The following is a 25,422-nucleotide window of genomic DNA, read 5'->3' on the forward strand; positions in this document are numbered from 1 at the left end:
GTGTGTAGGGCGCTCCCTACTCTAGGAAGTCGGTGACGACAGAAGTGAGGTGACGCGCGTGGCTCCGGTCGGCGGTACGACAGTTCAGGACCACGTGGCCCTCGCCGAGATCGAACTGTGCGGCGAGCTGATCATCGCGGCCTCGGCCGCCGACGAGGACCGGCTCAGCCTGGAGAGCATCGACGAGGTGCTGCGGGTGGCGGAGGAACGGACCACCTGCGGCTGAACGCCGACCGCGCGCGCCGCCTCGCGCCCACCACCGACCGTCAGGTCCGCAGCAGCCGGCCGATCGCCTTCGTCGCCTCGTCCACCTTGGCGTCGATCTCGGCACCGCCCTTGACGGCCGCGTCGGCGACGCAGTGGCGCAGGTGTTCCTCCAGGAGCTGCAGCGCGAAGGACTGCAGGGCCTTGGTGGAGGCGGACACCTGGGTGAGTATGTCGATGCAGTAGACGTCCTCGTCGACCATGCGCTGAAGCCCGCGGATCTGGCCCTCGATCCGGCGCAGCCGCTTGAGGTGCTCGTCCTTCTGCTTGTGGTATCCGTGCACGGCCGCCCCCGCCGCGGCGGTTTCGGAGGGCGCCGTGGCGCCGGCCTCGGTGGTCGTCATGGCGTCCTCCTGCTGACTGATACCCCTGGTGGGTATATGGTAACGAACTTTGCTGGGTATAGGGCCCTTGCCCATGGCCGCCGGCGGCCCCTGTGCCGATCGCTCTACCCGATGGGCGACACTGGGGGGCGGCCCATTAGCCGTGGCCGGATGATGCGCCTAGCATCAACCTGACCGAACCGATGCATCCCGAGGACCCCACGTGCGCTTTCGTCTGACCCCCAGGGAGACGAGCTTCTACGACATGTTCGCCGCGTCCGCGGACAACATCGTCACGGGCTCGAAACTCCTGATGGAACTGCTCGGGGCGGACGCTTCCGGCCGAGCCGAGATCGCAGAGCGTATGCGGGCCGCGGAACACGCCGGTGACGACGCCACGCATGCGATCTTCCACCAGTTGAACTCCTCGTTCATCACGCCCTTCGACCGCGAGGACATCTACACCCTCGCCTCGTCCCTCGACGACATCATGGACTTCATGGAGGAGGCCGTCGACCTGGTCGTCCTCTACAACGTGGAGGATCTGCCCAAGGGAGTCGAACAGCAGATCGAGGTACTGGCACGGGCCGCGGACCTGACCGCGGAGGCCATGCCGAACCTGCGCACCATGCAGAACCTCACCGAGTACTGGATCGAGGTCAACCGCCTCGAGAACCAGGCCGACCAGATCCACCGCAAGCTGCTGGCCCATCTGTTCAACGGCAAGTACGACGCGATCGAGGTGCTCAAGCTGAAGCAGATCGTGGACGTCCTGGAGGAAGCGGCGGACGCGTTCGAGCACGTCGCCAACACCGTGGAGACCATCGCGGTCAAGGAGTCCTGACCCCTCCATGGACACCTTCGCTCTGGTCGTGACCATCGGGGTCGCGCTCTTCTTCACGTACACCAACGGCTTCCACGACTCGGCCAACGCGATCGCGACGTCCGTCTCCACCCGGGCGCTGACCCCTCGTGCGGCGCTCGCCATGGCGGCGGTCATGAACCTCGCCGGCGCCTTCCTGGGCAGCGGGGTCGCCAAGACCGTCAGTGAGGGCATCATCCAGACGCCCGAGGGCTCGCACGGGATGGCCATCCTGTTCGCGGCCCTGGTCGGCGCGATCACCTGGAACCTGATCACCTGGTACTTCGGCCTGCCGTCGTCCTCCTCCCACGCCCTGTTCGGCGGCATGGTGGGCGCCGCGCTCGCGGGCGGTACGACCGTCTACTGGAGCGGGGTGCTCGACAAGATCGTCATCCCGATGTTCCTGTCGCCGGTCGTGGGTCTGATCGCCGGTTACCTGGTCATGACCGCGATCCTGTGGATCTTCCGGAAGGCCAACCCGCACAAGGCCAAGCGCGGCTTCCGGATCGCGCAGACCGTCTCGGCGGCGGGCATGGCGCTCGGCCACGGTCTCCAGGACGCCCAGAAGACGATGGGCATCGTGGTGATGGCCCTGGTCATCGCAGGCGTCGAGGACTACAGCGACCCGATCCCGGTCTGGGTCAAGCTGGTCTGCGCGATCATGCTGTCGCTGGGCACGTACGCCGGTGGCTGGCGCATCATGCGCACCCTCGGCCGCAAGATCATCGAACTGGATCCGCCGCAGGGCTTCGCCGCGGAGACGACCGGCGCGTCGATCATGTTCACCACGGCGTTCCTGTTCAAGGCGCCGATCTCCACGACCCATGTCATCACCTCGGCGATCATGGGCGTCGGCGCGACGAAGCGCGTGAACGCGGTGCGCTGGGGTGTCGCCAAGAACATCGTCCTGGGCTGGTTCATCACCATGCCGGCGGCGGCGATCGTGGCGGCGGGCGGCTTCTGGGTCGTCGACCTCGCGTTCCTGTAGCCCGACGGCCACGGCACGTCCCGGCCGCCCGGCCGGGCACCGACAGCCCGCGGCCTCGTCCTCGACACGCACCCCGCATGGGCCGGCACCTGCCGGCCCATGCGGCGTTTCCGGCCAGGGCCGCCCCGGAGCGGACGGGGGCTCGGGACGGGGTCCCGCAGAATTCCGGCCAAGATCCGGGGCAGGGATCCCACAGGGTTCCGGCCAAGATCCGGTACGGGACCCGGACGCGGCCCGGAACGGGATCCGGGCGGGGGCCCGGAACGGGACCCGGACGCGGCCCGGAACGGGACCCGAACAGGACGCGGGACCGGATCCGGACAAGGCCCGGAACAAGATCCCGTGTGCGAGGCCCCGGCCCGGGAACGAGGCGGGGCCCGCCCCCCGGGAGCCAGGGGGCGGGCCCTTCCATTCCTCGCGGTGGCACCGCCATGCAGCACCACGAGGGGTCTTCCGGGAGCATCGGCCCCGGCGGATCCGGCAGGTCAGGTCAGGTCAGGTCCGGCAGCGCCCTTGAAGGGGCGCGGGGAACTGCGCGACCGGCCACGACGGACCCGTGGCCGACACTCCACAGGCCGGGACGGCCTAGCCGAAGCGGCCCGAGATGTAGTCCTCGGTCGCCTGACGCGACGGGTTGGAGAAGATCCGCTCCGTGTCGTCGATCTCGATGAGCTTGCCGGGCTGGCCGACCGCCGCGAGGTTGAAGAACGCCGTACGGTCGGAGACACGCGCGGCCTGCTGCATGTTGTGCGTCACGATGACGATCGTGAAGCGCTCCTTCAGCTCACCGATCAGGTCCTCGATGGCGAGGGTGGAGATCGGGTCGAGGGCCGAGCAGGGCTCGTCCATGAGCAGGACCTTCGGCTCGACCGCGATCGCGCGGGCGATGCACAGTCGCTGCTGCTGACCACCGGACAGACCCGAGCCGGGCTTGTTCAGACGGTCCTTGACCTCGTTCCAGAGGTTCGCGCCCTTGAGCGACCGCTCGACGATGTCGTTCAGCTCGCTCTTCTTGTACTTGCCGTTCAGGCGCAGACCCGCCGCCACGTTGTCGAAGATCGACATCGTGGGGAAGGGGTTCGGGCGCTGGAAGACCATGCCGACCTCGCGGCGCACCGACACCGGGTCGATGGCCGGGCCGTAGAGGTCCTCGTCGTCCAGGAGCACCTTGCCCTCGACGCGGCCACCCGTGGTGACCTCGTGCATACGGTTCAGGGTGCGCAGGAACGTCGACTTGCCGCAGCCCGAGGGGCCGATGAAGGCCGTCACCGAGCGGGGCTCGACCGTCATCGAGATGTCTTCGATCGCCTTGTGGGAGCCGTAGTAGGCGGTGAGTCCGCTCACGTCGATTCGCTTGGCCATGACTACTTCACTTCCAGAGTCTTCAGTCGCCGAGGGCCCCGCACGGCGGAGCCGTAAGTCGTCGCCTCAGCGACCGGTCTTCGGGGCCTTCCAGCGGGCGATGCCGCGGGCCACCAGGTTCAGGATCATCACGAAGGCGATCAGCGTCAGCGACGCCGCCCAGGCCCTGTCGTACGCCGCGGTCGAACCAGCGCTCTGCGAGTACTGCTGGTAGATGTACAGCGGCAGGGAGGCCTGCGCGCCCTCGAAAGGGTTGGCGTTGATGAACGGGTTGCCGAACACCAGCAGCAGGACCGGCGCGGTCTCGCCCGCGATACGGGCGATCGACAGCATGATGCCGGTCGTGATGCCGCCGATGGAGGTCGGCAGGACCACCTTCAGGATCGTGCGCCACTTCGGGATGCCGAGCGCCAGGGACGCTTCGCGCAGCTCGTTCGGTACGAGCTTGAGCATCTCCTCGGTGGAGCGGACGACCACCGGCATCATCAGGATCGCCAGCGCGAGCGAGCCGGCGAAGCCGAAGGGCTGCATCTCGAACATCAGCATGAGGCTGAGGATGAACAGACCCGCGACGATCGACGGGATACCCGTCATGACGTCCACGAAGAAGGTGACGGCCTTGGCGAGGCTGCCGCGCCCGTACTCGACGAGGTAGATCGCGGTGAGCACACCGATCGGCGCACCGATGACGGTGGCGAGCGCGACCTGCTCCAGGCTGCCGAGGATGGCGTGGTAGATGCCACCGCCGGGCTCGGAGTCGGCGACCACACCCATGGAGTGGGTCAGGAAGTAGGGGTCGAGGACCTTCACACCGCGCTGCACGGTCACCCAGATCAGGGAGACCAGCGGGATCACGGCGAGCACGAAGGCGGTCCAGACCAGCGAGGTCGCGATGCGGTCCTTGGCCTGTCGGCGTCCCTCGACGCGCGCGGCGGCGACGTACGTGCCGACGAGGAACAGCAGGGCGGCGATCAGGCCCCACTGGATGTGGCTCTGGAGGTCGGCGGCGAGGCCGATCCCGGCCGCGACGGCGAGGGAGCCCGCAGCGATGGCCCACGGCGACCAGTTCGGGAGGGTGGCTCCGCGAAGGGTGCTGGGCCGCTTGGCGGCGACGGCTGCGTGGCTCATGCGTTGGCCCCCGAGTACTCCTTGCGGCGGGCGATGATCATGCGGGCCGCGCCGTTGACCAGCAGGGTGATGACGAACAGGACCAGACCGGAGGCGATGAGCGCGTCACGGCCGAACTCCGTCGCCTCGCTGAACTTGCTGGCGATGTTCTGGGCGAACGTCCCGCCGCCCGGGTTGAGCAGGCTGGCCTGGATGTCGAAGCTCGGGGAGAGCACGGTGGCGACGGCCATCGTCTCGCCGAGCGCGCGGCCGAGGCCGAGCATCGAGGCGGAGATGACGCCGGAGCGGCCGAACGGCAGCACGGACATGCGGATGACCTCCCAGCGCGTGGCGCCGAGAGCGAGAGCCGCTTCCTCGTGCATCTGCGGCACCTGGCGGAAGACCTCACGGCTCACGTTGGTGATGATCGGAAGGATCATGATCGCGAGCAGGATGCCGACGGTGAGCATCGCACGGGGCGCGCCCTCGTCCCAGGAGAAGATCCCGGTCCAGCCGAGGTAGTCGTTGAGCCAGCCGTACAGGCCGTTCATGTGCGGTACGAGGATCAGGGCGCCCCACAGGCCGTACACGATGGACGGCACGGCGGCGAGCAGGTCGATCACGTACGCGATGGTGCCGCCGAGCCTGCGCGGCGCGTAGTGCGTGATGAACAGCGCGATGGCGACGGCGATCGGGACCGCGATGGCCATGGCGATGATCGAGGAGACGACGGTGCCGAAGGCCAGCACCGCGACGCCGAAGACCGGCGGCTGAAGGCCGGTGTTCCACTCGAAGGTGGTGAGGAAGTTGCCCTCGTCCTTGCTGATCGCGAGAGAGGCGCGGTAGGTGAGGAAGACCGCGATGGCAGCCATGATCACCAGCAGCAGAATGCCCGACCCGCGGGAGAGACCGAGGAAGACCTGGTCACCGCGGCGGGTGGCGCCGGCGGCACGCTTGCGAGTGCCCCCGGAGCGCTGGGGCGTCGGGGGTGGGACATGAGTGTTCTGTGTCGATATATCCATCTGGTTCTCCGGTCTGCGGAGCCGCTCGGATCGGAGCGGCTCGGCGGAGCCGACCTCGCGGTACGGCTCATGGCGGCGGTGCACCGGACGGTGGGGCCCGGCCCCGGGTCGGTTTCCGGGGCCGGACCTCACCTGTGGATCAGCTCAGGCCCGCGATGGTGGTGCGGACCTTGGCGATGATGTCGGCGGGGACGGGGGCGTAGTCGATGCCCGAGAGGATGCCCTGGCCCTCCTCGCTGGCGATGTAGGTGAGGAACGCCTTCGTGGCGGCCAGGGTCTCGGCCTTGTTGCCCTTGTCGCAGGCGATCTCGTAGGTGACCAGGGTGATCGGGTAGGCGCCGTCGGCCTTGGTCTGGTAGTTCATCTTGAGCGCCAGGTCAGTGCCGGTACCGGCGATCTTGGCGTCCGCGATGGCCTTGGTGGCGCCGTCGGAGGAGGCCTTCACCGGGGCGGAGGCGCCGGTGTCGATGGCGACCGTGCCCAGACCGTCCTTGGCGTACGACAGCTCCATGTAACCGATGGCGCCGTTGGTCTGCTTGACGCCCGCGGCGACACCGGAGGAGCCGGCCGCCGACTGGCCGCCCTTGGCCTGCCAGGCCTTGCCGCCGGAGTAGTTCCAGTTGGCCGGCGTGGTGGCGATCAGATACTTGGTGAAGTTGTCCGTGGTGCCGGACTCGTCCGAGCGGTGGAACGCCTGGATCTTCAGGTCGGGCAGGGTGACACCCGGGTTCAGCGCCTTGATCGCGGCGTCGTTCCACTTGGCGATCTTGCCGTCGAAGATCTTGGCGAGGGTGGGGGCGTCCAGGACCAGGTTGTCCACACCGTCGAGCTTGTACGCGATGGCGATCGGGCCGCCGACCATCGGGAGGTCGATGCCCTGGCCGCCCTTGCAGACCGACTTGGAGGCGGTGACCTCTTCGGGCTTCAGCGCGGAGTCGGAACCGGCGAAGGCGACCTGACCCTGGGTGAACGCGGTGACACCGGCGCCGGAGCCGGAACCCTTGTAGTTGATCTGCACCGTCTTGCAGGCGGCGGTGAACTGCTTGACCCAGGCGTCGATCGCGTTCTTCTGCGCGGACGAACCGTCCGCCAGCAGCTGGCCCTTGGCGTCGTCACACTTGACGTTGCCGGTGTTCGCGCTGGCCGACGAGGAGCCGCTGGCGTTGGTGCCCGTGTCGTCGGAGCCGCACGCCGTGAGGGCCAGGGCGCCGGAGACGGCGAGAGCGCCGAGAGCGAGAGCCCGCCGGTTCTTGCGCTGAAGCTTCACTGAGGAAATTCCTTCCAGGAGCCGCCGTCCTGTCCGGCGGCGTGCGGAGACTGACTCGAGGCGGACGCATATAAGAAGTGCGCTCCGCATCGGGTAAGGCCGAAATTAGGCAGAACAGGTGACGCGTCCTACGGCCACAGGTGAACGGCGGGTGAACCCCTGAAGGCGGTGCGGTTAGGTCACGGAACGCTCACGGGGAGAACACGTGGAGGTCCCGACGCCATACCCATCCAGCAAACCACCGGGAGTCCTACATCACCTGTCGGGCATCCCCGCCGGGCTCCGTGCCGACGTACTCTCGCCCTCCCGGGAACCCTCCGGCCGAAAGGCTCGTCTGGTTCCACAGGATCGGGCAGGAGGCCACATGGAACGGCGTGCGTTCATCGGAGGCGGCGCGGCCGTCGCGGCGGCGGTCGTGACAGCCGGATGCAACAGCGGAAAGAGCGGCGGCGCGGCGCGCGGCACCGGCCGGCCGGCCACGGCGGACGCCACCGCCTCCGCCACCACTTCTCTGCGCACCACCGCGAACACGGCCCCCGCGAACTGGACCGCGCTCGCCCATGACCTCGACGGCACGTTGATCCGCCCCGGCGACGCCGGCTGGCAGTCGGCCCGTCAGCTCTACAACACCCGCTTCGACGGCCTGAAGCCGGCCGCGGTCGCCTACGTCGCGCACGCGGACGACATCCGTACGACCCTGGCGTACGCCCGCGCCCACCACATCCAGGTGTCGATCCGCAACGGCGGCCACTCCTACGCGGGCTGGTCCTCGGGCAACGGCCGTCTGGTCCTCGACGTCTCCAAGCTCAACCGGGTCCGCAGCAGCGGCAACTCCGCGGTCGTCGGCGCCGGGGCCAAGCTGATCGACGTCTACCGCGCGCTCGCGGCGAAGGGCGTGACGATCCCCGCGGGTTCCTGTCCGACCGTGGGCGTCTCCGGTCTGGTGCTGGGCGGCGGCCACGGCGTGGCCTCCCGCGCGTACGGACTGACCTGCGACAGCCTCACCCAGGCGACCCTGATCACGGCGGACGGCCGGGAGCTGACCGCTGACGCCGGCGAGAACAAGGACCTCTTCTGGGCCCTGCGCGGCGCGGGCAACGGCAACTTCGGGGTCGTCACCGAACTGCGCTTCCGCACCCATGCCGCCCCGCAGGCCGTCACCGCGTACATGACCTGGCCGTGGGCGAAGGCGGCCGCGGTGGTGAAGGCCTGGCAGGAGTGGGGCCCGTCCCAGCCGGACGAGATCTGGTCCTCGCTGCACCTGGCGAGCTCCGGCGGTACGCCCACGGTCTCCGTGGCGGCGTTCTCCCTCGGCACGTACGGCGAACTCCAGAACGCCGTCGACCGCCTCGCCGACCGGATCGGCGCCCCGGCCCGCAGCGTCTCGCTGCGCCGCCGCGGTTACGAGGAGGCGATGGAGATCTACGCGGGCTGCTCCTCCTTCTCCGCCGACGCCCAGTGCCATCTGCCGGGCTCGACCCCGGGGCGCTCCGCGCAGGGCGCGCTGGGCCGGGAGACGTACGCGGCGCGCTCGGACTTCTTCGACCGCTCCCTGTCCACGACCGGCGTCCAGACCCTGCTCGCCCGGATCGCCGCCACGCGCGGCGGCGCCGGCAGCATCGCCCTGACGGCCCTCGGCGGCGCGGTCAACCGGGTCTCCCCCACGGCGACGGCCTTCGTGCACCGCCGCTCCCGCATGCTGGCGCAGTACATAGTGTCCTGGCGGGCCGGGACTTCGGGCAGCACGGCCCAGTCCTGGCTGAACTCGGCCCACGACGCGATGAGGCCGTACGCCTCGGGCGCCGCCTACCAGAACTACACGGACCCGACCCTGACGAACTGGCGGCAGGCGTACTACGGCGCCGCGGCGACGCGACTGGCCCAGGTGAAGAAGACCTACGACCCGAACCGCTTCTTCACCTACCCGCAGGCCCTGTAACCGGGCCCGACCCGGCGCTTCGGCAGGACGCCGGGGAAAGGAGCGGCCCGGCGCCCGGGCGCTCGGTTCCTCAACGCCCGGCTCGGTTCCTCAACGCCCGGCTCGGTTCCTCAACGCCCGGCTCGGGCGTTCATCGCCCGGCTCGGGCGTTCATCGCCCGGCTCGGGCGTTCATCGCCCGGCTCGGGCTCTCAACACCCGGCTCGGGCGCTAGGCCCCCGGCTCAGGCCGCGAGGTCGCGTTCCGCCTCCGACGACGACGCGCTGCGCGGCTCCGGGACCACCGCGTCCCGGTCGTCCCCGGCCGGCCGCCGCCGGATCAGCCGTCCGGCCCTCGGCGACCGCTCCACCGCCTTCATCAGCGGCGTGAGCATCAGCATGGCCGGCGGCGACAGCAGCAGGGCCACGGCCGTGCCGAGCGCGAACCCGCCGACCACGTCGGTCGGATAGTGGACGCCCATGTAGACGCGGCAGAAGCCTTCCAGCATCGCCAGCGCGATCCCCAGCAGACCGAACCTGCGGTTCGTGACGAACAGTCCGACGCCGATCGCCATGGTGATGGTGGCGTGGTCGCTCACGAACGAGTAGTCGGTCTTGCCGGAGACGAGGACGTCGAGTCCCTGGTGGTCGAGGAAGGGCCGGGGCCGCTGCACGAACCCGCGGATCGGCACGTTCACCAGGACCGCGATGCCGGCCGCCAGCGGCGCCCACACCAGTCCGGCCACGGCGGAGGCGGCTTCGTCCCCGCCCCGCCGCCGCACGCTCGACCAGCACCAGAGCACCACCAGCACCATGGCGAGCAGCAGTCCGTACTCGCCGACGAACGCGACGCCGCGGTCGAACCAGTGCGGCGTGCTCCCGGCGAGACCGTTGATGTCGTAGAGCAGGTCGACGTCGGGGTTCGACCCGGATTCAGCGAGTCCAGCCATGGCGCTGCGGCCCCTTCGTCGTTCCCCGGACGCACCGCTCGCGCGCCCGCTCCTGCCCACCCCCGTGGCCCGTAGATCCGCTTCCGCTCGTCGTACGCCCATCCGCGCATCCGGCATGTGCCGACCCGCCGACCGTCGGCTGCCGTCCACCGCCCACCGGACTACGTCAACAGGAACGCACGGCCCTGGTGAATACGTTCCACACTCCACCGAATGATCACGCAGACGTTATCGAAGAGAGACACGTCATCGCAGCTCAGGGGGTGGGTTCACACACGGTTCACACCTCGGTGGGCAGCGCTTTCGCGCCATCTTCGGTGACCCGGGTGGCCCCGAAGTACTCGGAGGTGTCGATCGGGTCGAACCGGATCACGGCACCCGTGCGGGGCGCGTCGATCATGTACCCGCCGCCCACGTAGATGCCCACGTGGTGGATGGCCCGCGAGTCGCCGAGGTCGTGCGAGAAGAACACCAGGTCCCCGGGCAGCAGTTCGTTCCGTTTGGGGTGCGGTCCGGCGTTGTACTGGTCGTTGGCGACCCGCGGCAGCGTGATCCCGACACTGGCGTACGAGGCCTTGGTCAGCCCCGAGCAGTCGAAGCGCCCTCCCTGGTCGGCGGTGCCGTTGCCGCCCCAGAGATAGGGCGTGCCGAGCTTCTTCTGCGCGTAGTAGATCGCCCCGGCGGCCTGCCTCGACGGATCGACCCGGGTGACGGGCGCGGCGAAGCTCTTCTCCAGGGTGCGGATGGTCCTGACGTAGTTCTGGGTCTCCTGAATGGCCGGAATCCCGCCCGCCTTTATGACGCGGTACGCACCCGCGTTGTAGGCGGCGAGCATGTTGTCCGACGTGTCACCGGGTACGTCGGCGATGTCCTTCGCCAGCTCGCAGTCGTACGACGCGGCCGACGGGATCGCGTCGTCGGGATCCCAGATGTCACGCTTGCCGTCACCGTTGCCGTCGATGCCGTGCGTCGCCCAGGTGCTGGGGATGAACTGGGCGATGCCCCGTGCGTCGGCATGGCTGACGATGTCCGGGTCCCAGCCGCTCTCCTGGTACAACTGGGCGGCGAGCAGGGCGGGGTTGATGGCGGAGCACAGGCTTCCCCACTGCTGCACCAGCGTTCTGTAGGCGGCCGGGACGGCTCCCTTGGCCAGTCCGACGCTGCCGGTGCCGGCTCCGTTGGCCAGGTTCCCGCCGACCACGTACACGCCGACGACGAGCAGCATGACGAAGCTCAGACCGAGCCCGACAGCCGCCCCACCGACCACCCACACTTTCCGCACGGCTCAACCTTCCCCCATCCGCGCCCTGTTCAAAGCCATTTCCGCAGAGAGTGGCGGCTTTCCCCCCATGGGCCTACCGCGCGGTGAAGCCGTCGCAGGCGATACTCGCGTAGTCCTTGGGGCTCTTGACGTGAAGGAAGAGAACCGTCCAGTCCCCCGGATCGTTCCCGATCGGGATGGCGCCTCCGTACCGCTTCCCGTTCACGTACTCCTGGAAGTCGTCGGGGTACGTGAAGTCGATCCAGCTGTTGTCCGGATCGGTGCGGTAGTGCTGGTAGATGTCCACGGGCTTGCTCGTGTACCCCAGGCTCAGATTGCTCTGGAGTCCTCCCTCGAAGGGCTTGCCGGTGTCCGAGTCGATCTCGTGCGGGGGCTTCACGACGACCGACAGGTAGTAGGACTCCCCGGGCTTCGGGTCCGCGTACTTCAGACGTATGCCGATGCTGCCCTTGCCGGTCGTGTACGGGGCGTCGGAGCCCGCTTCGGAGACGGAGTACTGGAAATGCTCGTTGCGTTCCTCCGCGGGCAGCCCGCAGGTTCCCGTCCCGTACCGGGAATCCCCGTCCGCCTGCCAGAAGTCCCGCGACGGGTTCGTCTGCTCGACATAGGCCGGCTCGGCCGTCGACACGTCGGCGCCCGCCGTCGGCGGCGCCGCCGAGGTCACCCCGGGGGCCACGGACGCGCTCGCCTCGCTCGTGGCCGACGCGCTGGCGCTGGTCGTGGCCGACGCGCCCGCTCCGGTCTTGCCGGTCCTGCCGGATCCGCCGGCCTCGTCCGCGTCGGACCCGCCCAGGCCGGGGAGCAGGGCGAACACCAGCGCCGTGCTGACCCCCACCACGAGTCCGCCGCCCACCGCGATCGCCATCCGCGCCCTGCGCCGCCGGGCGGCCGGAACCGCCTGGGTGACCTGGGTCGGCGTATAGCCGGGCACCCCGTGAGGCGTTCCGGCCGGGTACGGCGTTGCGGCCGCCGTCGGCAGGACGTGCAGCCCGGGCCGCTCTTCTCGAGGAGCAGCCGGGACCTGAGGGGTCCGGGGCGCCGCCTCGGCCGGAACGATGAGCCCCCGGTAGAACGGGTCCTCCACCAGCGCCGCGCGCACCCCGCAGCGCGCGATCACCTCGTCCAGCCCCGGACGCTTCTCCGGGTCCTTCGCCGCGCACTCCTCGACGAGGGCCGCCAACTCGGGGTCCGTGCCCGCCAGGTCGATGGACTCGTGCACGGCTCGATAGCTGACCGCGGCCGAGTCGCCGACGCCGAAGGGCGCTCGTCCGGTCGCCGCGTACGCGATCGTCGCCCCCAGCGCGAACACGTCCGCCGCCGGGCCGACCTCATTGCGCATCAGGACCTCGGGCGCGGTGAAGCCGGGTGTCCCGGAGGCGAAACCCGCGTCGGTGAGCGCGGTCTGGCCCACACCGCGGGCGATGCCGAAGTCGATGAGTTGCGGCCCCTGGGCGCCGAGGATGACGTTCAGCGGCTTGAGGTCCCGGTGGGTGACGCCGTGCGCGTGCACGGCGGCCAGCCCCTCCGCGAGCGCGGCGAACAGGCCCCGGCACGTCTCCACGGGCAACGGCCCCTGTTCCACGACCGCCTTGCTGAGCGTGGGTCCCTCGACGTACTCGGTGGCCAGCCAGTACGGAGCCGAGTCCAACGAGGCGTCGATCAGGTTCGCGGTGTACGCGCTGCGCACCGCCCGCGCGGTCTCCACCTCGCGCCGGAACCGCGCCAACGCCTCCGGGTGGTCGGTGATCTCGTCCCGGATCACCTTGATGGCGACGAGCCGGCCACCCGGCGACCGCCCGAGGTACACCTGCCCCATCCCACCGGCACCGAGCCGTGCGAGCAGTGTGTGCGCGCCGATCTGCGCGGGATCCTGAGGCTTGAGTCCGTCCACCGGACAGACCTTGCCACAATGATCGATCGGCCAGGCTTCCGGATAAGTGACAGTTCAGTTACTTTCGTCGCGTCAGATGGCTGTGACCTGCTCGTTCTGCCTTCTCGGCCGCCATGCGGCGACCGGCCCACAGCAGTCGGACGGCAACGGGGGCCACCCTCAGGAACCGGCCGCCGCGTCCGCGTAGAGCTCCGCGGCCTCGTCGGCGAACACCACGCTGTAGGAGATGTCGTCGGTGTCCCCGCCCTGCTCGTGCCCGCCGAGCACGCCGACGAGCTGCGCGTCGCCGTTCACCCAGGGGCTGCCGCTGGTGCCGCCGCTGAAGGCGGGACAGTCGACGCGCTGCTGGGTGGGGCTGTGCGCGACCGGCTTGTTGGTGCAACTGACCGGCACTTCACGGGAGTCGGGGTATCCGGTGACGGTCACCGCGGTCGCCCCGGTCGCCAGGCCGGCGGCGAACCGGTTCGCGCCGACCACGTCCTCGACGGCCTTGCCGCCCTGCGGCTCGACGACGGCGAAGGCGAGGTCGCTGTCCTCGTCCTTGCCCGAGGCCCATCCGTCGGGCAGGAACCGCCGGCGGACCGTCCACACCCCGTGCGCGGCCGTGCCGTCCCGGTACCCCGGTACGAAGAGGAGCGTGTCGCCCTGGCCGTCGAGGCAGTGCGCCGCGGTGGCGATGAGGTCGTGGTGCGGGCTGTGCACGACGGAGGCGGTGCAGAAGTGACTGCCGGTGAGACGGGAGGCCCGGTCGGCGGGGAACAGCGCACCCACCCGGTCGGCGGGCGCCGCCTGCGTGGCCACGGCGGTCATTCCGAGGGGCCCGGTGCCGTCGTCCGCGGTGGAGGCCGAGGCCGTGGCGGACGCGGCGGCCAGCAGCACCAGCGCACCGAAGAGGGCGCGCTTGCGGGGGTGCGGTGCGCGCGGTGTGCGGCGAGGGCGTGGAATGCGCTTCATCGGGGCCCACCTGTCCTGTGCAGACGAGGGGAAACCTCTCCGTCCTTCCGGCTCCGGCTCGGCATTCCATCCACCGTACTGGGTGTCCCCTCGAACCGCCTGCGCTGCCTGCGGCACTCGGCCCCCAGCCGTTTCCCTCCCCGGGACCCAACAGCCCCCGCAGCACCGGGCGGCCCCGGTTCTCCCTGGCTCCGGGCCCGCCCCGACGAGTGACGCGAGCCACTCGGCCGTACGGGGCCCGCCCGCCGCCGCTCCCCCGCGCGGGCGCAGTATTGCCTCCACGAAGTCGTCCAGGCCGTCCGAGGAACCCACCGTGCCCGAACTCGTCGCCACCCTGACCGCCCCCCTGCCCGCCGCCGAGGCGGACGCCCCGCAGCTGGTGCGCCTGCGCAGGCACACGGCGCTGCTCCAGCGCGGTGACGGGGAACTGGTGGTGCAGCTGCTGGACGACGCCTTCGACGTCACGCGCACGCTCCGGTTCCCGGCGCCGTGGCCCCGGCGGTCCGGGGCGGACGCGGTGGCGCCCGACGCGGACCTGGTCGTCTTCACGGGCCGGGACGCCGTGCGCGCGGTGGACGCCGGGGGAGCCGTGCGGTGGGAGGTGCGGCACGGCGGCTGGCCGCACCCCGACCGCGGCTCCGCCGCCTTCTCCTCGGACGGGCGGCTCGTGTGGGCGCATGTGCGCGGCCCGCTGCCCGACGCGGGCGGGCCGGACCCGGACGCCGTGGACGAGTGGCTGGTACTCGACGCCGCGGACGGCCGCGTGCTCGCGCGGGCGGACGCGCGGGCCGCCGCGGCGGGCAGCCTGCACGTGCCGCATCCCGATCCCGCCCGGATGGGCCTGAGCATCGGGGAGGGACAGGACGGGGCACCGCTGAGGTGGGGCCACTGGGACGGCGAACGCCTGGCCGTCGCGTACTTCGAGGGACAGGACCTGGTCCTGCTGGACGTGAGCCCGTCCGGCAGCCGCTTCCTGACCGTCGACCACGACCAGAACACGCTCGCCGTGCACGAGACGGCGAGCGGCGCCGTCGTGGCGCGCTGGGACGCCGGGACGTCCGCGCCCCGGCACCCGGACGCGGAGCCGGACGACGACGAGGCCGAGCCCTACTGGGACTGGGCGGGCGGCTTCGTCGACGACACCACCGTGCTGGCCTCCACCGTCGAGAGCGACGAGGAGTGGGGCGAGGGCAGGCACTGGCTGGTCGGCGCCGCACCCCAGGGCCCCGCAGAGCCCGAACCGGTCGGCTACCCGCTGCCGGTGACCAGTGCGCCCGCGCCGCTCGGCGCCGGACGCTGGTACACGTACGGGACCGCTTACGACACCCTGCACGTGTGGGCCGCCCGCGGCTGAGCGGGACTCTGTGCAGGCCCTGTGCACCTGGTCAAGGCCCCGCCATCGCCCGTCCATCCACCCGCCATCGAGCGGTAAGCGCCATCTCTCGTTCGTAAGGCGGAAGTCAGGATTCCGAGACCCGCCTTGTTGTCGCGTACTCAACAAGTCACAGTCGTCGGCGGGCCGCCGCCCGCTGCCGGGGACCACGTACCGGTGGCATCACGACCACCCGCACCGCCCCTGTCAACCACTCCCAGGAGGCAGTCCGTTGCGTACGTCACCCCCCAGCACGCCCGCCATACGCGGCAGATGGCGCCGCATCGGCTCCGCGGCCCTCGGCACCGCGGCGCTCGTGCTCGCCGGACTCGGCACCGCGGCCCACGCCGGAGCCGCCCCGATGGCCACCGTGAAAACAGCCTCGTCGCAGGCGACTTGGGCCGCGACCCCCTGCGCCACGCCCCACAAGGCGGGCGAACTGGCCTGCAACTCCTTCCGGGTCACCGGCGGCCTCACCGCCTTCCAGAAGCACCAGGCCCAGGTCACCGGCGTCACCCCGAAGTCCGCGGACGCCACCACCCCCTCCGGCTACGGCCCGACCAACCTCCAGTCCGCCTACGGACTGACCTCCGCCGCCGCCTCCAACGGCTCCGGCGAGACCATCGCGATCGTCGACGCCTACGACGACCCGAACGCCGCGGCCGACCTCGCGACCTACCGCTCGTACTACGGCCTGTCCGCCTGCACGGTCGCCAACGGCTGCTTCAAGAAGGTCAGCCAGACCGGCTCCACGACCTCGCTGCCCTCCGCCGACAGCGGCTGGGCCGAGGAGATCTCCCTGGACCTCGACATGGCCAGCGCGATCTGCCCCAAGTGCAACATCCTGCTGGTCGAGGCCAAGTCCGCCACCATGGCCAACCTCGGCACCGCGGTGAACGAGGCGGTCGCCCTGGGCGCGAAGTACGTCTCCAACAGCTACGGCGGCTCGGAGTCCTCCTCCGACACCGGCTACGACTCCTCGTACTTCAACCACACCGGCGTCGCCATCACCGTCAGCGCGGGCGACTCCGGCTACGGCGCCGAGTACCCGGCGGCCTCCAAGTACGTCACCGCGGTCGGCGGCACCGCCCTGTCCACCTCCTCCACCACCCGCGGCTGGACCGAGACCGTCTGGAAGACCAGCAGCACCGAGGGCACCGGCTCCGGCTGCTCCTCCTACGACGCCAAGCCGACCTGGCAGACCGACACCGGCTGCACCAAGCGCACCATCGCCGACGTCGCGGCCGTGGCAGACCCGGCGACCGGCGTCTCGGTCTACGACTCCTACGGCATCACCGCCGGCTGGTACACCTTCGGCGGGACCAGCGCCTCGGCCCCGATCATCGCGGGCGTCTACGCCCTCGGCGGCACCCCGTCCAGCGGCTCGTACCCGGCGAAGTTCCCCTACAACTCGGCCGGCACCTCCGCCCTGAACGACGTCACCAGCGGCAGCAACGGCAGCTGCTCCTCCAGCTACCTGTGCACCGCCAAGTCCGGCTACGACGGCCCCACCGGCTGGGGCACTCCGGAAGGCGTAGCCGCCTTCACGGGCTGACGGACGGTCAGCAGAGCGCGCCGCCTTGGGCCGTGGGGGCCAGGCGGCCAGGGGCGAACGGGCCGCGGCACCCAGCCGCGGCCCGTTCGCCGTTGCCGATAGCCTTCACCCCGGGAACACCGACACGAAAAAGGGACAACGACGGAACCACACCACAGGTTCCGGTCTGACTTCATTGCCCGGCGTGACCTGCCGTGATACACAGAGTCACCAAACGATCCCCAGTCGGGCCTTCGCACGAAACCCGCCAACCAATGACGCCAAGTCGACATACGAAGGCGCCGTTGTCAGCGACAATGAGGGCTGACCTCTGCACACCGCAGGGGCCTCGGAACTACCCACCAGGGGCGGTGACTTACATGCTCTTTGCGGCCGACAAGGGAGACATCAACACCATCATCGGCGGGATCGCTCCGGACTGGGGCCCCTTCGGCAGCCTGGGCAACGAGGCCAAGGTGATGATCGAGGTGGTGATGGCGGTCGCCATCCTGCTCTGTCTCGGCATCGCGGTCTGGGGTGCCGCCAAGCAGCGTATCGGCGCGACAGCGCTGCGTGACACGTTCAGCGCGGAACAGGGCAAGGGCCTCATCATCGCGGGCCTCACCGGCGTCTTCATCATCGGCTCGCTCGGCACACTGTTCACCATCGTGTACGGCATGGCCGTCTAGCCCCGGCCCGCCCGGGCGCGCCCGGCTCCACTCCTCTCCCCACCCGCCCGTCGTGCCCACCGGCTGAGGTTGCGTTTCCCTGATGTCGAGTCACCACACCGCGCCCGCGCGGGAACCAGCACGGCTACCGTCGTACTTCTACGCTTTTCGGTACGAGGTCGAGGGGGCGTACGCGAGATGAGCCTCGGGGACGATCAGAGCTACGGCGGCGCCGACGACGGCTACGGCGGCACCGGCCAGACCCGCACCCGCCTGCCCGACGGCGACCCCTACGGGGGCGCCCGACGCGGCGGCCGCTCGTCCACGCGGAGCCTGGTCACGGTGGTCGGCGTGGTCGTACTGCTCATCGCGGCGATCGCCTTCGCCAACCGTGGGGGAGACAATTCCGCGTCCGCGGACGGCACCAGATCCACTGGCGCGGGCGGGGACAAGCCGAAGTCGTCGACCACCGCGGCCAGCGGGACGAAACCGGTGGAGACGAACACGGACGGGATCCCGAGCGGGTTCAAACACGATGCGCAGGGAGCACAGAGCGCTGCGGCGAACTACTCGGTGGCCCTGGGCTCGACCGACATGTTCGCCGCGGCCAAACGCCACGACATCGTCAACACCGTCTACGCCCCCGATGTCGCCGCCGCGCGCCAGACGGACCTGGACAACGCGTACTCGAGCGAGAGCTTCCTGGCGAACATCGGGCTCGCCAAGGACGGCACCGCGCCAAGCGGTCAGACCTTCGTCTCCCGGATCATCCCGGTGGGCACCAAAGCAACGGCGTCCACCCCGGACAGCGCCACCGTCGAGGTCTGGTACACATCCCTCTTCGGCCTCTCCGGCGACGGCTCGACCAACCCCGTGTCCGAGAGCTGGTACACCACCACGTACGAACTGAAGTGGGTCGACGCAGACTGGAAGATCACGGACTTTCAGCAGAAGGACGGGCCCGTCCCGGTCGGACGCGACCAGAAGGCCTCCACCGCTGACGACATGACGAAGGCCGTCGAGGAGTACGGAGGGTTCACCTATGCGCGCTAACCACCGCTTCCTCAAGGTCACCACCGCTGTCGCCGCCGCGCAGGCGACAGTGGTGCTGCTGGCCACCCGCGCCTTCGCCGCGCCGACCCCCAGTCCGTCACCCAGTGCGTCGCCCGATCCGTCGTCGTCACCGTCGACCAGCAGCCAGTGCGACCTGATCCGAGGCCCGGCGAAGGACTACTGCGAACGCGGCAACTCCCCCTCCGGCACCACCACCCCCAGCACCACCGACACCCTCGACCCCCTCTCCTCCCTCGCCAAGGGCTGCGCCGACGCCGCGTCCTGGACCATCGACAAGCTCAGCGAGGCCGTGCAGGACACCGCGAACGTCGACTTCACCAACCCCAAGTTCCTCCAGCAGTACGCCGTCGTCTTCGCCGCCTCGGCCGTACTGACGCTGCTGCTGTGGCTGCTGGCGGTCGCCAAGCGGGCGGTGCGCGGGGTTCCGCTGACCACCGCCATCGCCGAGGCCGTCGGCTTCCTCTGGCTCACCGTGCTGGCCTCCGCCTTCACCCCGCTGATCCTTTACACGGTCGTCTCCGCGACCGACGGCATCACCGACGTCCTGGCGAAGACCACCGGGAACCAGACCGACACGTTCTTCGGCAACTTCTCCGGCGCCCTCGACAAGGGCGACGACATCGGCGGCGGCCCGATCATGCTGATCGTGGTCTCGCTGGTCTCCATCCTCGCCGCCGGCGTCCTGTGGCTGGAGCTGGTCATCCGGGCCGCGCTCCTCTACGTGGGCGCCCTGCTCGGCACCGTCGTGTACGCCGGCCTGGTCGACAAGAACCTGTGGGGCCATGTGCGCCGCTGGGCCGGAATCATGATCGCCGTGATCCTGGTCAAACCGGTCATCGTCATCGTGCTGGGCCTGGCCGGAGCCCTGTCCACCGACGACGGCCCGGGCGCCTTCTCCGCCGTGGTCTCCGGACTCGCGATCATCCTGCTCGCCATCTTCGCCAGCGCGATGATCTACCGCTTCGTCCCCGGCTTCGGCGACGAGATCGCGAACTCCCGCAGCAACCGCATCATGCAGGGCGCCGAGGGCAAGGCCGCCGCCGTCATCAGCTCTCCGGCGACCCTGGTCGCACAGGGCATCAAGACGCACAGCACCCGCGCCGACAACAACGGCGGCGGCCAGTCCGGCTCCGCAGGCCCCCGCCCGGCGAACCCCGCCTCGGGCGGAGTGGCGGCGCACAGCACACGTACCCCGGGCGGCGGCGGATCCGTACCCACCACCGCACCCGCACCCCGCGCACCCAGCGCGGTCAACACCCCGCACGCCGGCAACACACGCAACAACCGCACGGGAGGTGAAGGGCGTTGACGACCGAGACCCACCTGTCCCATCCGGTCACGCCCCGCCGTTCATATCTGATCGGCCGCGCCCGGCCGAACGCGATCGTCGGCCGCAACCGCGAGTCCGGCGAGATCGCGCTCATCGTCGTCGGCGCGTTCCTCGGCATGATGTGCGGGCTCCTCGTCCCCCTGCTGGCCCTGCGCATCGTGCTGCTGTCCGGCTTCCCCGTGCTCGCGCTGGCCGCGGTCTACGTGCCGTACAAGCAGCGCACCTTCTACAAGTGGTTCGAGGTGAACCGCAGTTACAAGCGGACCCTGCGCCGGGGCACCACCTACCGCTCCACCGTCATGGAGGCGGGCACCCGGGCCGACGGGCGGGAGATCGAGATCGGCCCGCCACCCGGCATCGGCCGCATCAGCTGGCTGGCCGCGCCCTTCGGCCCCGACGAGATCGCCGTACTCCTGCACGCCGACCGTCGTACGGTCACCGCGGCGATCGAGATCGAGGGCCCCGGCGTCGGCCTGCGCGACAGCGAGGACCAGGAGGCCCTCGTCGACCGCTTCGGCACCCTCCTGAAGCACGTGGCGAACGGCGACGGCTTCGTCACCCGCCTCCAGATGCTCGCCCGCACCCTCCCCGCCGACCCCGACGCCCACGCCAAGGACGTGGCCGTACGCGGCGACGAGCGGGCACCGGGCTGGCTGGCCCAGTCGTACGACCAGCTCCAGTCGATGGTGTCCACCAGCAGCGAGCAGCACCGCGCCTACCTCGTCGCCTGCATGCACTACAACCGTGAACTGGCCGCCGAGGCACAGGCCATGGCCCGCGCCGCCCGCCCCACGGCCGGCCGCAAACTGGACCGGGACGCCGGACTCGCCGTCGTCATGGCCCGCGAGCTCACCGACATCTGCTCCCGCCTCCAGGAGGCGGACATCCGGGTCCGCCAGCCGCTGGGCCAGGGCCGCCTCGCGTCCCTGATCCACTCCATGTACGACCCGGACCACCCGATCGACCACATCCAGGCGATGACCAAGCGCAACGCCTGGCCGGCCGAGCTGGACGCCGTGGAGCCCCAGTACCTCCAGGCGAAGACCCGCGAGTCCTCCACCCGCGCCCCCTGGTGCCACGCCACCGCCTGGGTCAAGGAATGGCCGATGACCCCGGTCGGCGTCAACTTCCTGGCCCCGCTCCTGGTCCACACCCCGGACGTCATCCGCACGGTCGCCGTCACGATGGACCTCGAACCCACCGAGGTCGCCATCGAGCGCATGCTGACGGAGAAGACGAACGACGAGGCGGAGGCCTCCCGCGCCGCCAAGATGAACCGCACCGTCGACCCGCGCGACGTGGCCGCCCACGGCCGCCTCGACCAGCGCGGCGAGGACCTCGCCAGCGGCGCGGCCGGCGTCAACCTGGTCGGCTACATCACCGTCTCCTCCCGCAACCCCGAAGCACTGGCCCGCGACAAGCGGACGATAAGGGCCTCGGCCGGAAAGTCGTATCTGAAACTGGAGTGGTGCGACCGCGAGCACCATCGCGCCTTCGTGAACACCCTTCCTTTCGCCACCGGCATTCGGAGGTAGGACCTGATGCGGGATCCGCTGTCCGTCCTCACCGACGCCTTCACCTCCTTCCTCTTCGGGAAGGTGGAGACGACCCGGCTCCCGGTGCGCACCTCGACGGGCCAGGCCCAGGCGGTCTACCTGCCCACCGCCGCCCCCGGCCTCGGTGACTCCGGCGTCATCATCGGCCGCGAGGTCTACTCCGGGAAGGGCTACATCTACGACCCCTTCCAGCTCTACGGCCAGCAGTTGCCGGCCCCGCACTGGCTCGTACTCGGCGAGTCCGGCAACGGCAAGTCGGCCCTGGAGAAGACATACGTCCTACGGCAACTGCGCTTCCGCGACCGGCAGGTCGTCGTCCTGGACGCACAGGGCGAGGACGGCGTCGGCGAATGGAACCTCATCGCCCAGCAGTTGGGAATAACCCCCATCCGCCTGGACCCGATGGCCGCCCTGGACCACGGCATCCGCCTCAACCCGCTCGACCCCTCGATCACCACCACCGGCCAACTGGCGCTGCTGCGCACCATCATCGAGGTCGCGATGGGCCACGGCCTGGACGAACGCTCCGGCTTCGCCCTCAAGGTCGCCCACTCCTACGTCAACGAGACGATCCTCGACCGCCAGCCGGTCCTGACCGACATCGTGGAGCAACTGCGCCACCCCGAACCGGATTCGGCCGAGGCGATGAACGTCGCCATAGACGACGTACGGGCATGGGGCCTGGACGTCGCCCTGGTCCTGGACCGCCTGGTCGACGGTGACCTGCGCGGCATGTTCGACGGCCCGACCACCGTGGGCATCGACCTCGACGCACCGCTGATCGTCTTCGACCTCTCCCACATCGACCGCAACTCCATCGCGATGCCGATCCTGATGGCGATCGTCGGCGTCTGGCTGGAGCACACCTGGATCCGCCCCGACCGCAAGAAGCGCATCTTCCTGGTCGAGGAGGCGTGGCACATCATCAACAGCCCCTTCGTGGCCCAGTTGTTCCAGCGGCTGCTGAAGTTCGGGCGCAGGCTCGGCCTGTCCTTCGTCGCAGTCGTCCACCATCTGTCCGACGTGGTGGACGGAGCGGCCGCGAAAGAGGCCGCGGCCATCCTCAAGATGGCCTCGACCAGGACGATCTACGCCCAGAAAGCCGACGAGGCACGGGCCACCGGCCGGGTGCTCGGCCTGCCGCGCTGGGCCGTCGAGATCATCCCCACCCTCACCCCGGGCATCGCCGTCTGGGACGTCAACGGCAATGTCCAGGTGGTCAAACACCTGGTCACCGAGACGGAACGCCCACTGGTCTTCACCGACCGCGCGATGACCGAGTCGTCCAGCGACCTGGCCCCGGACGACGTGCTGCGCGCCGCCGAACTCGAAGCGGAGGAAAGGGCGGCCACATTCATGGAACAGCACCTGGGCGATCTGGACGGCTCGTCCGAGTCGACGGTGGCATAGAAGGGGTGTCCCTGGCATGAGACCGGACGAACGCCGCCCCGGCGCGGGCGGCATCCCCGACGGCCTGCTGGTAGGCATACTCGCTTTCCTGCTCGGCATGACCCTGCTGGTGTGGACGGCCACAGGTCTCGCCGGACTGTTCTCACACGCCGCGTGGCCGTCCGGCGTCACCTTCACCCGTACCCCCGTGGCCATGCGCCGGCTGATCGCCCAGCCACATGACATCCCCGGCGCCTGGCCGGACGCCCCACCGGCCGAGCTCTCCGGCTACGGCCTGTTCTGGGGCCTCTTCATCGGCCAGCTGATGGTCCTTTTCGTCCTGACCGTGTTCGTGATGGGGACGCTGGCGCGCTGGAGAGCGGGCCGGGCCAGAAGGCGCGCGGCGGCCACGGCCACCCCGGACCACCACGAGGTGCCGGTGCCGAGGAGCCCGTCACCGACGCCCGGCCCCAGCCACCGACCGCCCTCGCCCGCGGATACGAGCCAACCGGTACCCGCACCGGCGGGCGAACCCGCGCCGACGGACGGGCCGCAGCAGACCGCACCCAGCCTGTCGTCCGTACCGTCGTCCGCACCGACGGCCCAGCTCCAGGAGCCCCCCACCGCGCTCTTCCCCGTGGAACGCAACGCCGGGTGGGAGCCGGCCCGCCCGGAGGGCACGGTCGTCTACGCCGCTCCCGAAGCCCGTCGGACCGCCGCGACCCGGGCCGTACGCGACGCGGAGGGCGCGGCCCTCGTCGTCACCTCGGACCCCGCCCTCTGGCACGACACCAAGGACGCCCGCGCCAAACTGGGCCCCGTCCACCTCTACGACCCCACACATCTGTGCGACACTCCGGCCCGGCTGCACTGGTCGCCGACCACCGGCTGCGAGGACAAACAGACCGCGGTACGCAGGGCCGCGGCCCTGCTCGCCCCCGTCCGGCCCACCGCCAAGATCGACCAGGCCGTCGGCGACACCGCCGAAACGCTCCTGCACAGCTATCTGCACGCCGCCGCCATCGACGGCCGCACCGTCCGCCATGTCCACCGCTGGTCCCAGGGCACCCAGATCCAGGACGCGGTACGCATCCTCCGCACCAACCCCAAGGCGGCATCCGGCGCCGCGGGCGAGCTGGAGGCCGCCCTCACCTCGCACCCCGAACGCCGTGACATCGCCCAGGAGCTGACCAGCCGTGCGCTCTCCGCGCTGTCCACGGTCAACATCCGCGAGGCCTGCGCCCCGAACCGAAGCGATGCGCTCGCCCTGGATTCCTTCGTCGACGAAGGGGGCACGCTTTATGTGGTCGGTGAATCCATCGAGGACCCCAGGACGCACCCCGGTGCGATGCCCCTCCTGACGGCCCTCGTCTCCAGCGTGGTCGAGCGTGGCCGGCGCATGGCCGAACGGTCATCCTCCGGTCGCCTCGACCCACCACTGACGCTCGTCCTGGACGACGTCGCCGCCGTGGCTCCGCTTCCCCAGCTGCCGGAGCTGCTGGTCACCGGAGCGGACCGGGGAATGCCCGCCCTGGCCCTGCTCCGGTCCCGGGAACAGGCCCGCTCCCGCTGGCCGCACCAGGAACTCCCGGCGTAGTCCTCAGTCGCGTTCGAGGACGAATTCCAGCTCTGTCTCCTCGGACGTCGGCTCCAACGGCACGGCGATCCCGCTCGGCACGAACCCGATCCTGCGGTAGAACCGCTGCGCCCGCTGGTTGTCGGGGTGCACGATCAGCCGTATCCGCTCGGCCCCGATGCCCCACGCCCACTCCAGCCCGGCGTCGAAGAGCACCTCGGTGAGCCCGATCCCACGGAAGTCGTCCCGTACGAACACGGCGACCAGGTGCGCCTGCCTCCGCTCGACCGGAAAGCCGGCCCAGTCCTTCGAGCCCGCCTCCTCGACCAGCACGGTCAAGGTGCCGACCCACTCGCCGTCCGGCCCCTCGGCGACGATCTGCTGAGCTTCGCTCGCGCCCTCCGCGGCCCGCTCGGTCCGCTGCTGCCAGAAGGAATCCGGCTCCCGGACGGCGTCCTCGTAGGTCTGGAGGAAGGCGAGGTGCGCGATCGGGTCCTGGAGCGCGAGCAGCCGCAGCGCCTTGGCCGCCGGCCACTCATCGGCACGTATGGATCGGATGACGTAGTTCATGCGCCACACCGTATCCGGAACGCAAAGAAGGCCCCTACCGTTTTAACGGTAGAGGCCTTCTCTAAAATTTGTTCGGCGGCGTCCTACTCTCCCACAGGGTCCCCCCTGCAGTACCATCGGCGCTGTGAGGCTTAGCTTCCGGGTTCGGAATGTAACCGGGCGTTT

General features: G+C 70.1%; 22 protein-coding genes and 1 rRNA gene. 12 read left to right on the forward strand and 11 right to left on the reverse strand.

All coding sequences use genetic code 11. From position 1 onward, the window contains the following. Positions 1-49 precede the first annotated feature (49 nt). Entirely contained in the window at positions 50-226 is a 177-nt protein-coding gene (locus ACWC24_RS11350; protein WP_450662579.1) for a hypothetical protein, read from the forward strand. Between the two features lie 40 nt (positions 227-266). On the opposite strand, the gene ACWC24_RS11355 is transcribed toward ACWC24_RS11350, so the two are convergent. Further along, positions 267-608, reverse strand: coding sequence for a metal-sensitive transcriptional regulator (locus tag ACWC24_RS11355; RefSeq protein ID WP_450662580.1), 342 nt, complete (start codon positions 606-608; stop codon positions 267-269). 202 nt (positions 609-810) lie between these two features. Here ACWC24_RS11355 and ACWC24_RS11360 point away from each other — a divergent pair, with 202 nt between their 5' ends. Together ACWC24_RS11360 and ACWC24_RS11365 are read left to right on the forward strand one after the other, a co-directional pair. After that, on the forward strand, positions 811-1,431 hold the full coding sequence (locus ACWC24_RS11360) for a DUF47 family protein (RefSeq protein ID WP_162468166.1): 621 nt from the start codon (positions 811-813) through the stop codon (positions 1,429-1,431). A gap of 7 nt (positions 1,432-1,438) precedes the next feature. Then, on the forward strand, positions 1,439-2,437 hold the full coding sequence (locus ACWC24_RS11365; RefSeq protein ID WP_450662581.1) for an anion permease: 999 nt from the start codon (positions 1,439-1,441) through the stop codon (positions 2,435-2,437). Between the two features lie 585 nt (positions 2,438-3,022). On the opposite strand, the gene pstB is transcribed toward ACWC24_RS11365, so the two are convergent. The 4 genes from pstB to pstS all read right to left on the reverse strand — a co-directional run bounded on the left by pstB (position 3,023) and on the right by pstS (position 7,195). Then, the gene (pstB, locus tag ACWC24_RS11370; RefSeq protein ID WP_152894423.1) at positions 3,023-3,799 is read right to left on the reverse strand and encodes a phosphate ABC transporter ATP-binding protein PstB; all 777 of its coding nucleotides are present in this window, start codon (positions 3,797-3,799) and stop codon (positions 3,023-3,025) included. A 66-nt stretch (positions 3,800-3,865) separates the two neighbouring features. Then, complete coding sequence (gene pstA / locus ACWC24_RS11375) at positions 3,866-4,927, reverse strand: phosphate ABC transporter permease PstA (protein ID WP_450662582.1); 1,062 nt, start codon at positions 4,925-4,927, stop codon at positions 3,866-3,868. Beyond that, entirely contained in the window at positions 4,924-5,928 is a 1,005-nt protein-coding gene (gene pstC / locus ACWC24_RS11380) for a phosphate ABC transporter permease subunit PstC (RefSeq protein ID WP_450662583.1), read from the reverse strand. Before pstC ends, pstA begins: the two co-directional genes overlap by 4 nt. Before the next feature lie 139 nt (positions 5,929-6,067). Further along, entirely contained in the window at positions 6,068-7,195 is a 1,128-nt protein-coding gene (gene pstS, locus ACWC24_RS11385; protein ID WP_450662584.1) for a phosphate ABC transporter substrate-binding protein PstS, read from the reverse strand. 364 nt (positions 7,196-7,559) lie between these two features. On the opposite strand from pstS, the gene ACWC24_RS11390 reads away from it, so the two are divergent. Further along, positions 7,560-9,134, forward strand: coding sequence for an FAD-binding oxidoreductase (locus ACWC24_RS11390; RefSeq protein ID WP_450662585.1), 1,575 nt, complete (start codon positions 7,560-7,562; stop codon positions 9,132-9,134). A gap of 222 nt (positions 9,135-9,356) precedes the next feature. Here ACWC24_RS11390 and ACWC24_RS11395 read toward each other — a convergent pair whose 3' ends face one another. From ACWC24_RS11395 to ACWC24_RS11410, 4 genes are all read right to left on the reverse strand, one after another. Next, positions 9,357-10,061 carry a phosphatase PAP2 family protein gene (locus tag ACWC24_RS11395; protein WP_450662586.1) on the reverse strand — a complete coding sequence of 235 codons (705 nt, stop codon included), beginning with the start codon at positions 10,059-10,061 and terminating at the stop codon, positions 9,357-9,359. 280 nt (positions 10,062-10,341) lie between these two features. Beyond that, positions 10,342-11,343 carry a C40 family peptidase gene (locus ACWC24_RS11400; protein WP_450662587.1) on the reverse strand — a complete coding sequence of 334 codons (1,002 nt, stop codon included), beginning with the start codon at positions 11,341-11,343 and terminating at the stop codon, positions 10,342-10,344. A 73-nt stretch (positions 11,344-11,416) separates the two neighbouring features. After that, entirely contained in the window at positions 11,417-13,234 is a 1,818-nt protein-coding gene (locus ACWC24_RS11405; RefSeq protein ID WP_450662588.1) for a protein kinase domain-containing protein, read from the reverse strand. 159 nt (positions 13,235-13,393) lie between these two features. After that, positions 13,394-14,188 carry a trypsin-like serine peptidase gene (locus ACWC24_RS11410; RefSeq protein ID WP_450662589.1) on the reverse strand — a complete coding sequence of 265 codons (795 nt, stop codon included), beginning with the start codon at positions 14,186-14,188 and terminating at the stop codon, positions 13,394-13,396. A gap of 313 nt (positions 14,189-14,501) precedes the next feature. Here ACWC24_RS11410 and ACWC24_RS11415 point away from each other — a divergent pair, with 313 nt between their 5' ends. The 8 genes from ACWC24_RS11415 to ACWC24_RS11450 all read left to right on the forward strand — a co-directional run bounded on the left by ACWC24_RS11415 (position 14,502) and on the right by ACWC24_RS11450 (position 24,708). Then, complete coding sequence (locus ACWC24_RS11415; protein ID WP_450662590.1) at positions 14,502-15,542, forward strand: hypothetical protein; 1,041 nt, start codon at positions 14,502-14,504, stop codon at positions 15,540-15,542. A 250-nt stretch (positions 15,543-15,792) separates the two neighbouring features. Further along, on the forward strand, positions 15,793-17,115 hold the full coding sequence (locus tag ACWC24_RS11420) for a S53 family peptidase (RefSeq protein ID WP_450662591.1): 1,323 nt from the start codon (positions 15,793-15,795) through the stop codon (positions 17,113-17,115). A 359-nt stretch (positions 17,116-17,474) separates the two neighbouring features. Beyond that, positions 17,475-17,783: a hypothetical protein gene (locus tag ACWC24_RS11425; RefSeq protein WP_014673544.1), complete on the forward strand. Its 309-nt coding sequence runs from the start codon at positions 17,475-17,477 to the stop codon at positions 17,781-17,783. 177 nt (positions 17,784-17,960) lie between these two features. Next, positions 17,961-18,815: a hypothetical protein gene (locus tag ACWC24_RS11430; protein WP_450662592.1), complete on the forward strand. Its 855-nt coding sequence runs from the start codon at positions 17,961-17,963 to the stop codon at positions 18,813-18,815. Next, positions 18,805-20,145 carry a hypothetical protein gene (locus ACWC24_RS11435; RefSeq protein WP_450662593.1) on the forward strand — a complete coding sequence of 447 codons (1,341 nt, stop codon included), beginning with the start codon at positions 18,805-18,807 and terminating at the stop codon, positions 20,143-20,145. Before ACWC24_RS11430 ends, ACWC24_RS11435 begins: the two co-directional genes overlap by 11 nt. Beyond that, on the forward strand, positions 20,142-21,701 hold the full coding sequence (locus ACWC24_RS11440) for an SCO6880 family protein (protein WP_450662594.1): 1,560 nt from the start codon (positions 20,142-20,144) through the stop codon (positions 21,699-21,701). The genes ACWC24_RS11435 and ACWC24_RS11440 overlap by 4 nt, the downstream gene beginning before the upstream one ends. A gap of 6 nt (positions 21,702-21,707) precedes the next feature. Next, positions 21,708-23,132, forward strand: coding sequence for an ATP-binding protein (locus ACWC24_RS11445; protein WP_450662595.1), 1,425 nt, complete (start codon positions 21,708-21,710; stop codon positions 23,130-23,132). 16 nt (positions 23,133-23,148) lie between these two features. After that, a complete protein-coding gene (locus tag ACWC24_RS11450) occupies positions 23,149-24,708 on the forward strand; it encodes a type VI secretion protein (RefSeq protein WP_450662596.1) in 1,560 nt (519 codons plus the stop codon). Positions 24,709-24,711: 3 nt separating this feature from the next. Here the strand turns inward: ACWC24_RS11450 and ACWC24_RS11455 are convergent, their stop codons facing one another. Together ACWC24_RS11455 and rrf are read right to left on the reverse strand one after the other, a co-directional pair. Beyond that, the gene (locus ACWC24_RS11455; RefSeq protein ID WP_450662597.1) at positions 24,712-25,257 is read right to left on the reverse strand and encodes a GNAT family N-acetyltransferase; all 546 of its coding nucleotides are present in this window, start codon (positions 25,255-25,257) and stop codon (positions 24,712-24,714) included. 70 nt (positions 25,258-25,327) lie between these two features. After that, positions 25,328-25,422: ribosomal RNA gene (rrf, locus tag ACWC24_RS11460) — 5S ribosomal RNA — on the reverse strand; the annotation flags it as partial.

The sequence above is a fragment of the Streptomyces sp. NPDC001443 genome (genome assembly GCF_053597355.1).

Bases quoted from the DNA above. Each gene is read 5' to 3' on its own strand.
- ACWC24_RS11355 (WP_450662580.1), bottom strand. From the start codon at position 608: ATGACGACCACCGAGGCCGGCGCCACGGCGCCCTCCGAAACCGCCGCG.
- ACWC24_RS11365 (WP_450662581.1), top strand. From the start codon at position 1,439: ATGGACACCTTCGCTCTGGTCGTGACCATCGGGGTCGCGCTCTTCTTC.
- pstB (WP_152894423.1), bottom strand. From the start codon at position 3,799: ATGGCCAAGCGAATCGACGTGAGCGGACTCACCGCCTACTACGGCTCC.
- pstA (WP_450662582.1), bottom strand. From the start codon at position 4,927: ATGAGCCACGCAGCCGTCGCCGCCAAGCGGCCCAGCACCCTTCGCGGA.
- pstC (WP_450662583.1), bottom strand. From the start codon at position 5,928: ATGGATATATCGACACAGAACACTCATGTCCCACCCCCGACGCCCCAG.
- ACWC24_RS11390 (WP_450662585.1), top strand. From the start codon at position 7,560: ATGGAACGGCGTGCGTTCATCGGAGGCGGCGCGGCCGTCGCGGCGGCG.
- ACWC24_RS11395 (WP_450662586.1), bottom strand. From the start codon at position 10,061: ATGGCTGGACTCGCTGAATCCGGGTCGAACCCCGACGTCGACCTGCTC.
- ACWC24_RS11410 (WP_450662589.1), bottom strand. From the start codon at position 14,188: ATGAAGCGCATTCCACGCCCTCGCCGCACACCGCGCGCACCGCACCCC.
- ACWC24_RS11425 (WP_014673544.1), top strand. From the start codon at position 17,475: ATGCTCTTTGCGGCCGACAAGGGAGACATCAACACCATCATCGGCGGG.
- ACWC24_RS11430 (WP_450662592.1), top strand. From the start codon at position 17,961: ATGAGCCTCGGGGACGATCAGAGCTACGGCGGCGCCGACGACGGCTAC.
- ACWC24_RS11435 (WP_450662593.1), top strand. From the start codon at position 18,805: ATGCGCGCTAACCACCGCTTCCTCAAGGTCACCACCGCTGTCGCCGCC.
- ACWC24_RS11445 (WP_450662595.1), top strand. From the start codon at position 21,708: ATGCGGGATCCGCTGTCCGTCCTCACCGACGCCTTCACCTCCTTCCTC.
- ACWC24_RS11450 (WP_450662596.1), top strand. From the start codon at position 23,149: ATGAGACCGGACGAACGCCGCCCCGGCGCGGGCGGCATCCCCGACGGC.
- ACWC24_RS11455 (WP_450662597.1), bottom strand. From the start codon at position 25,257: ATGAACTACGTCATCCGATCCATACGTGCCGATGAGTGGCCGGCGGCC.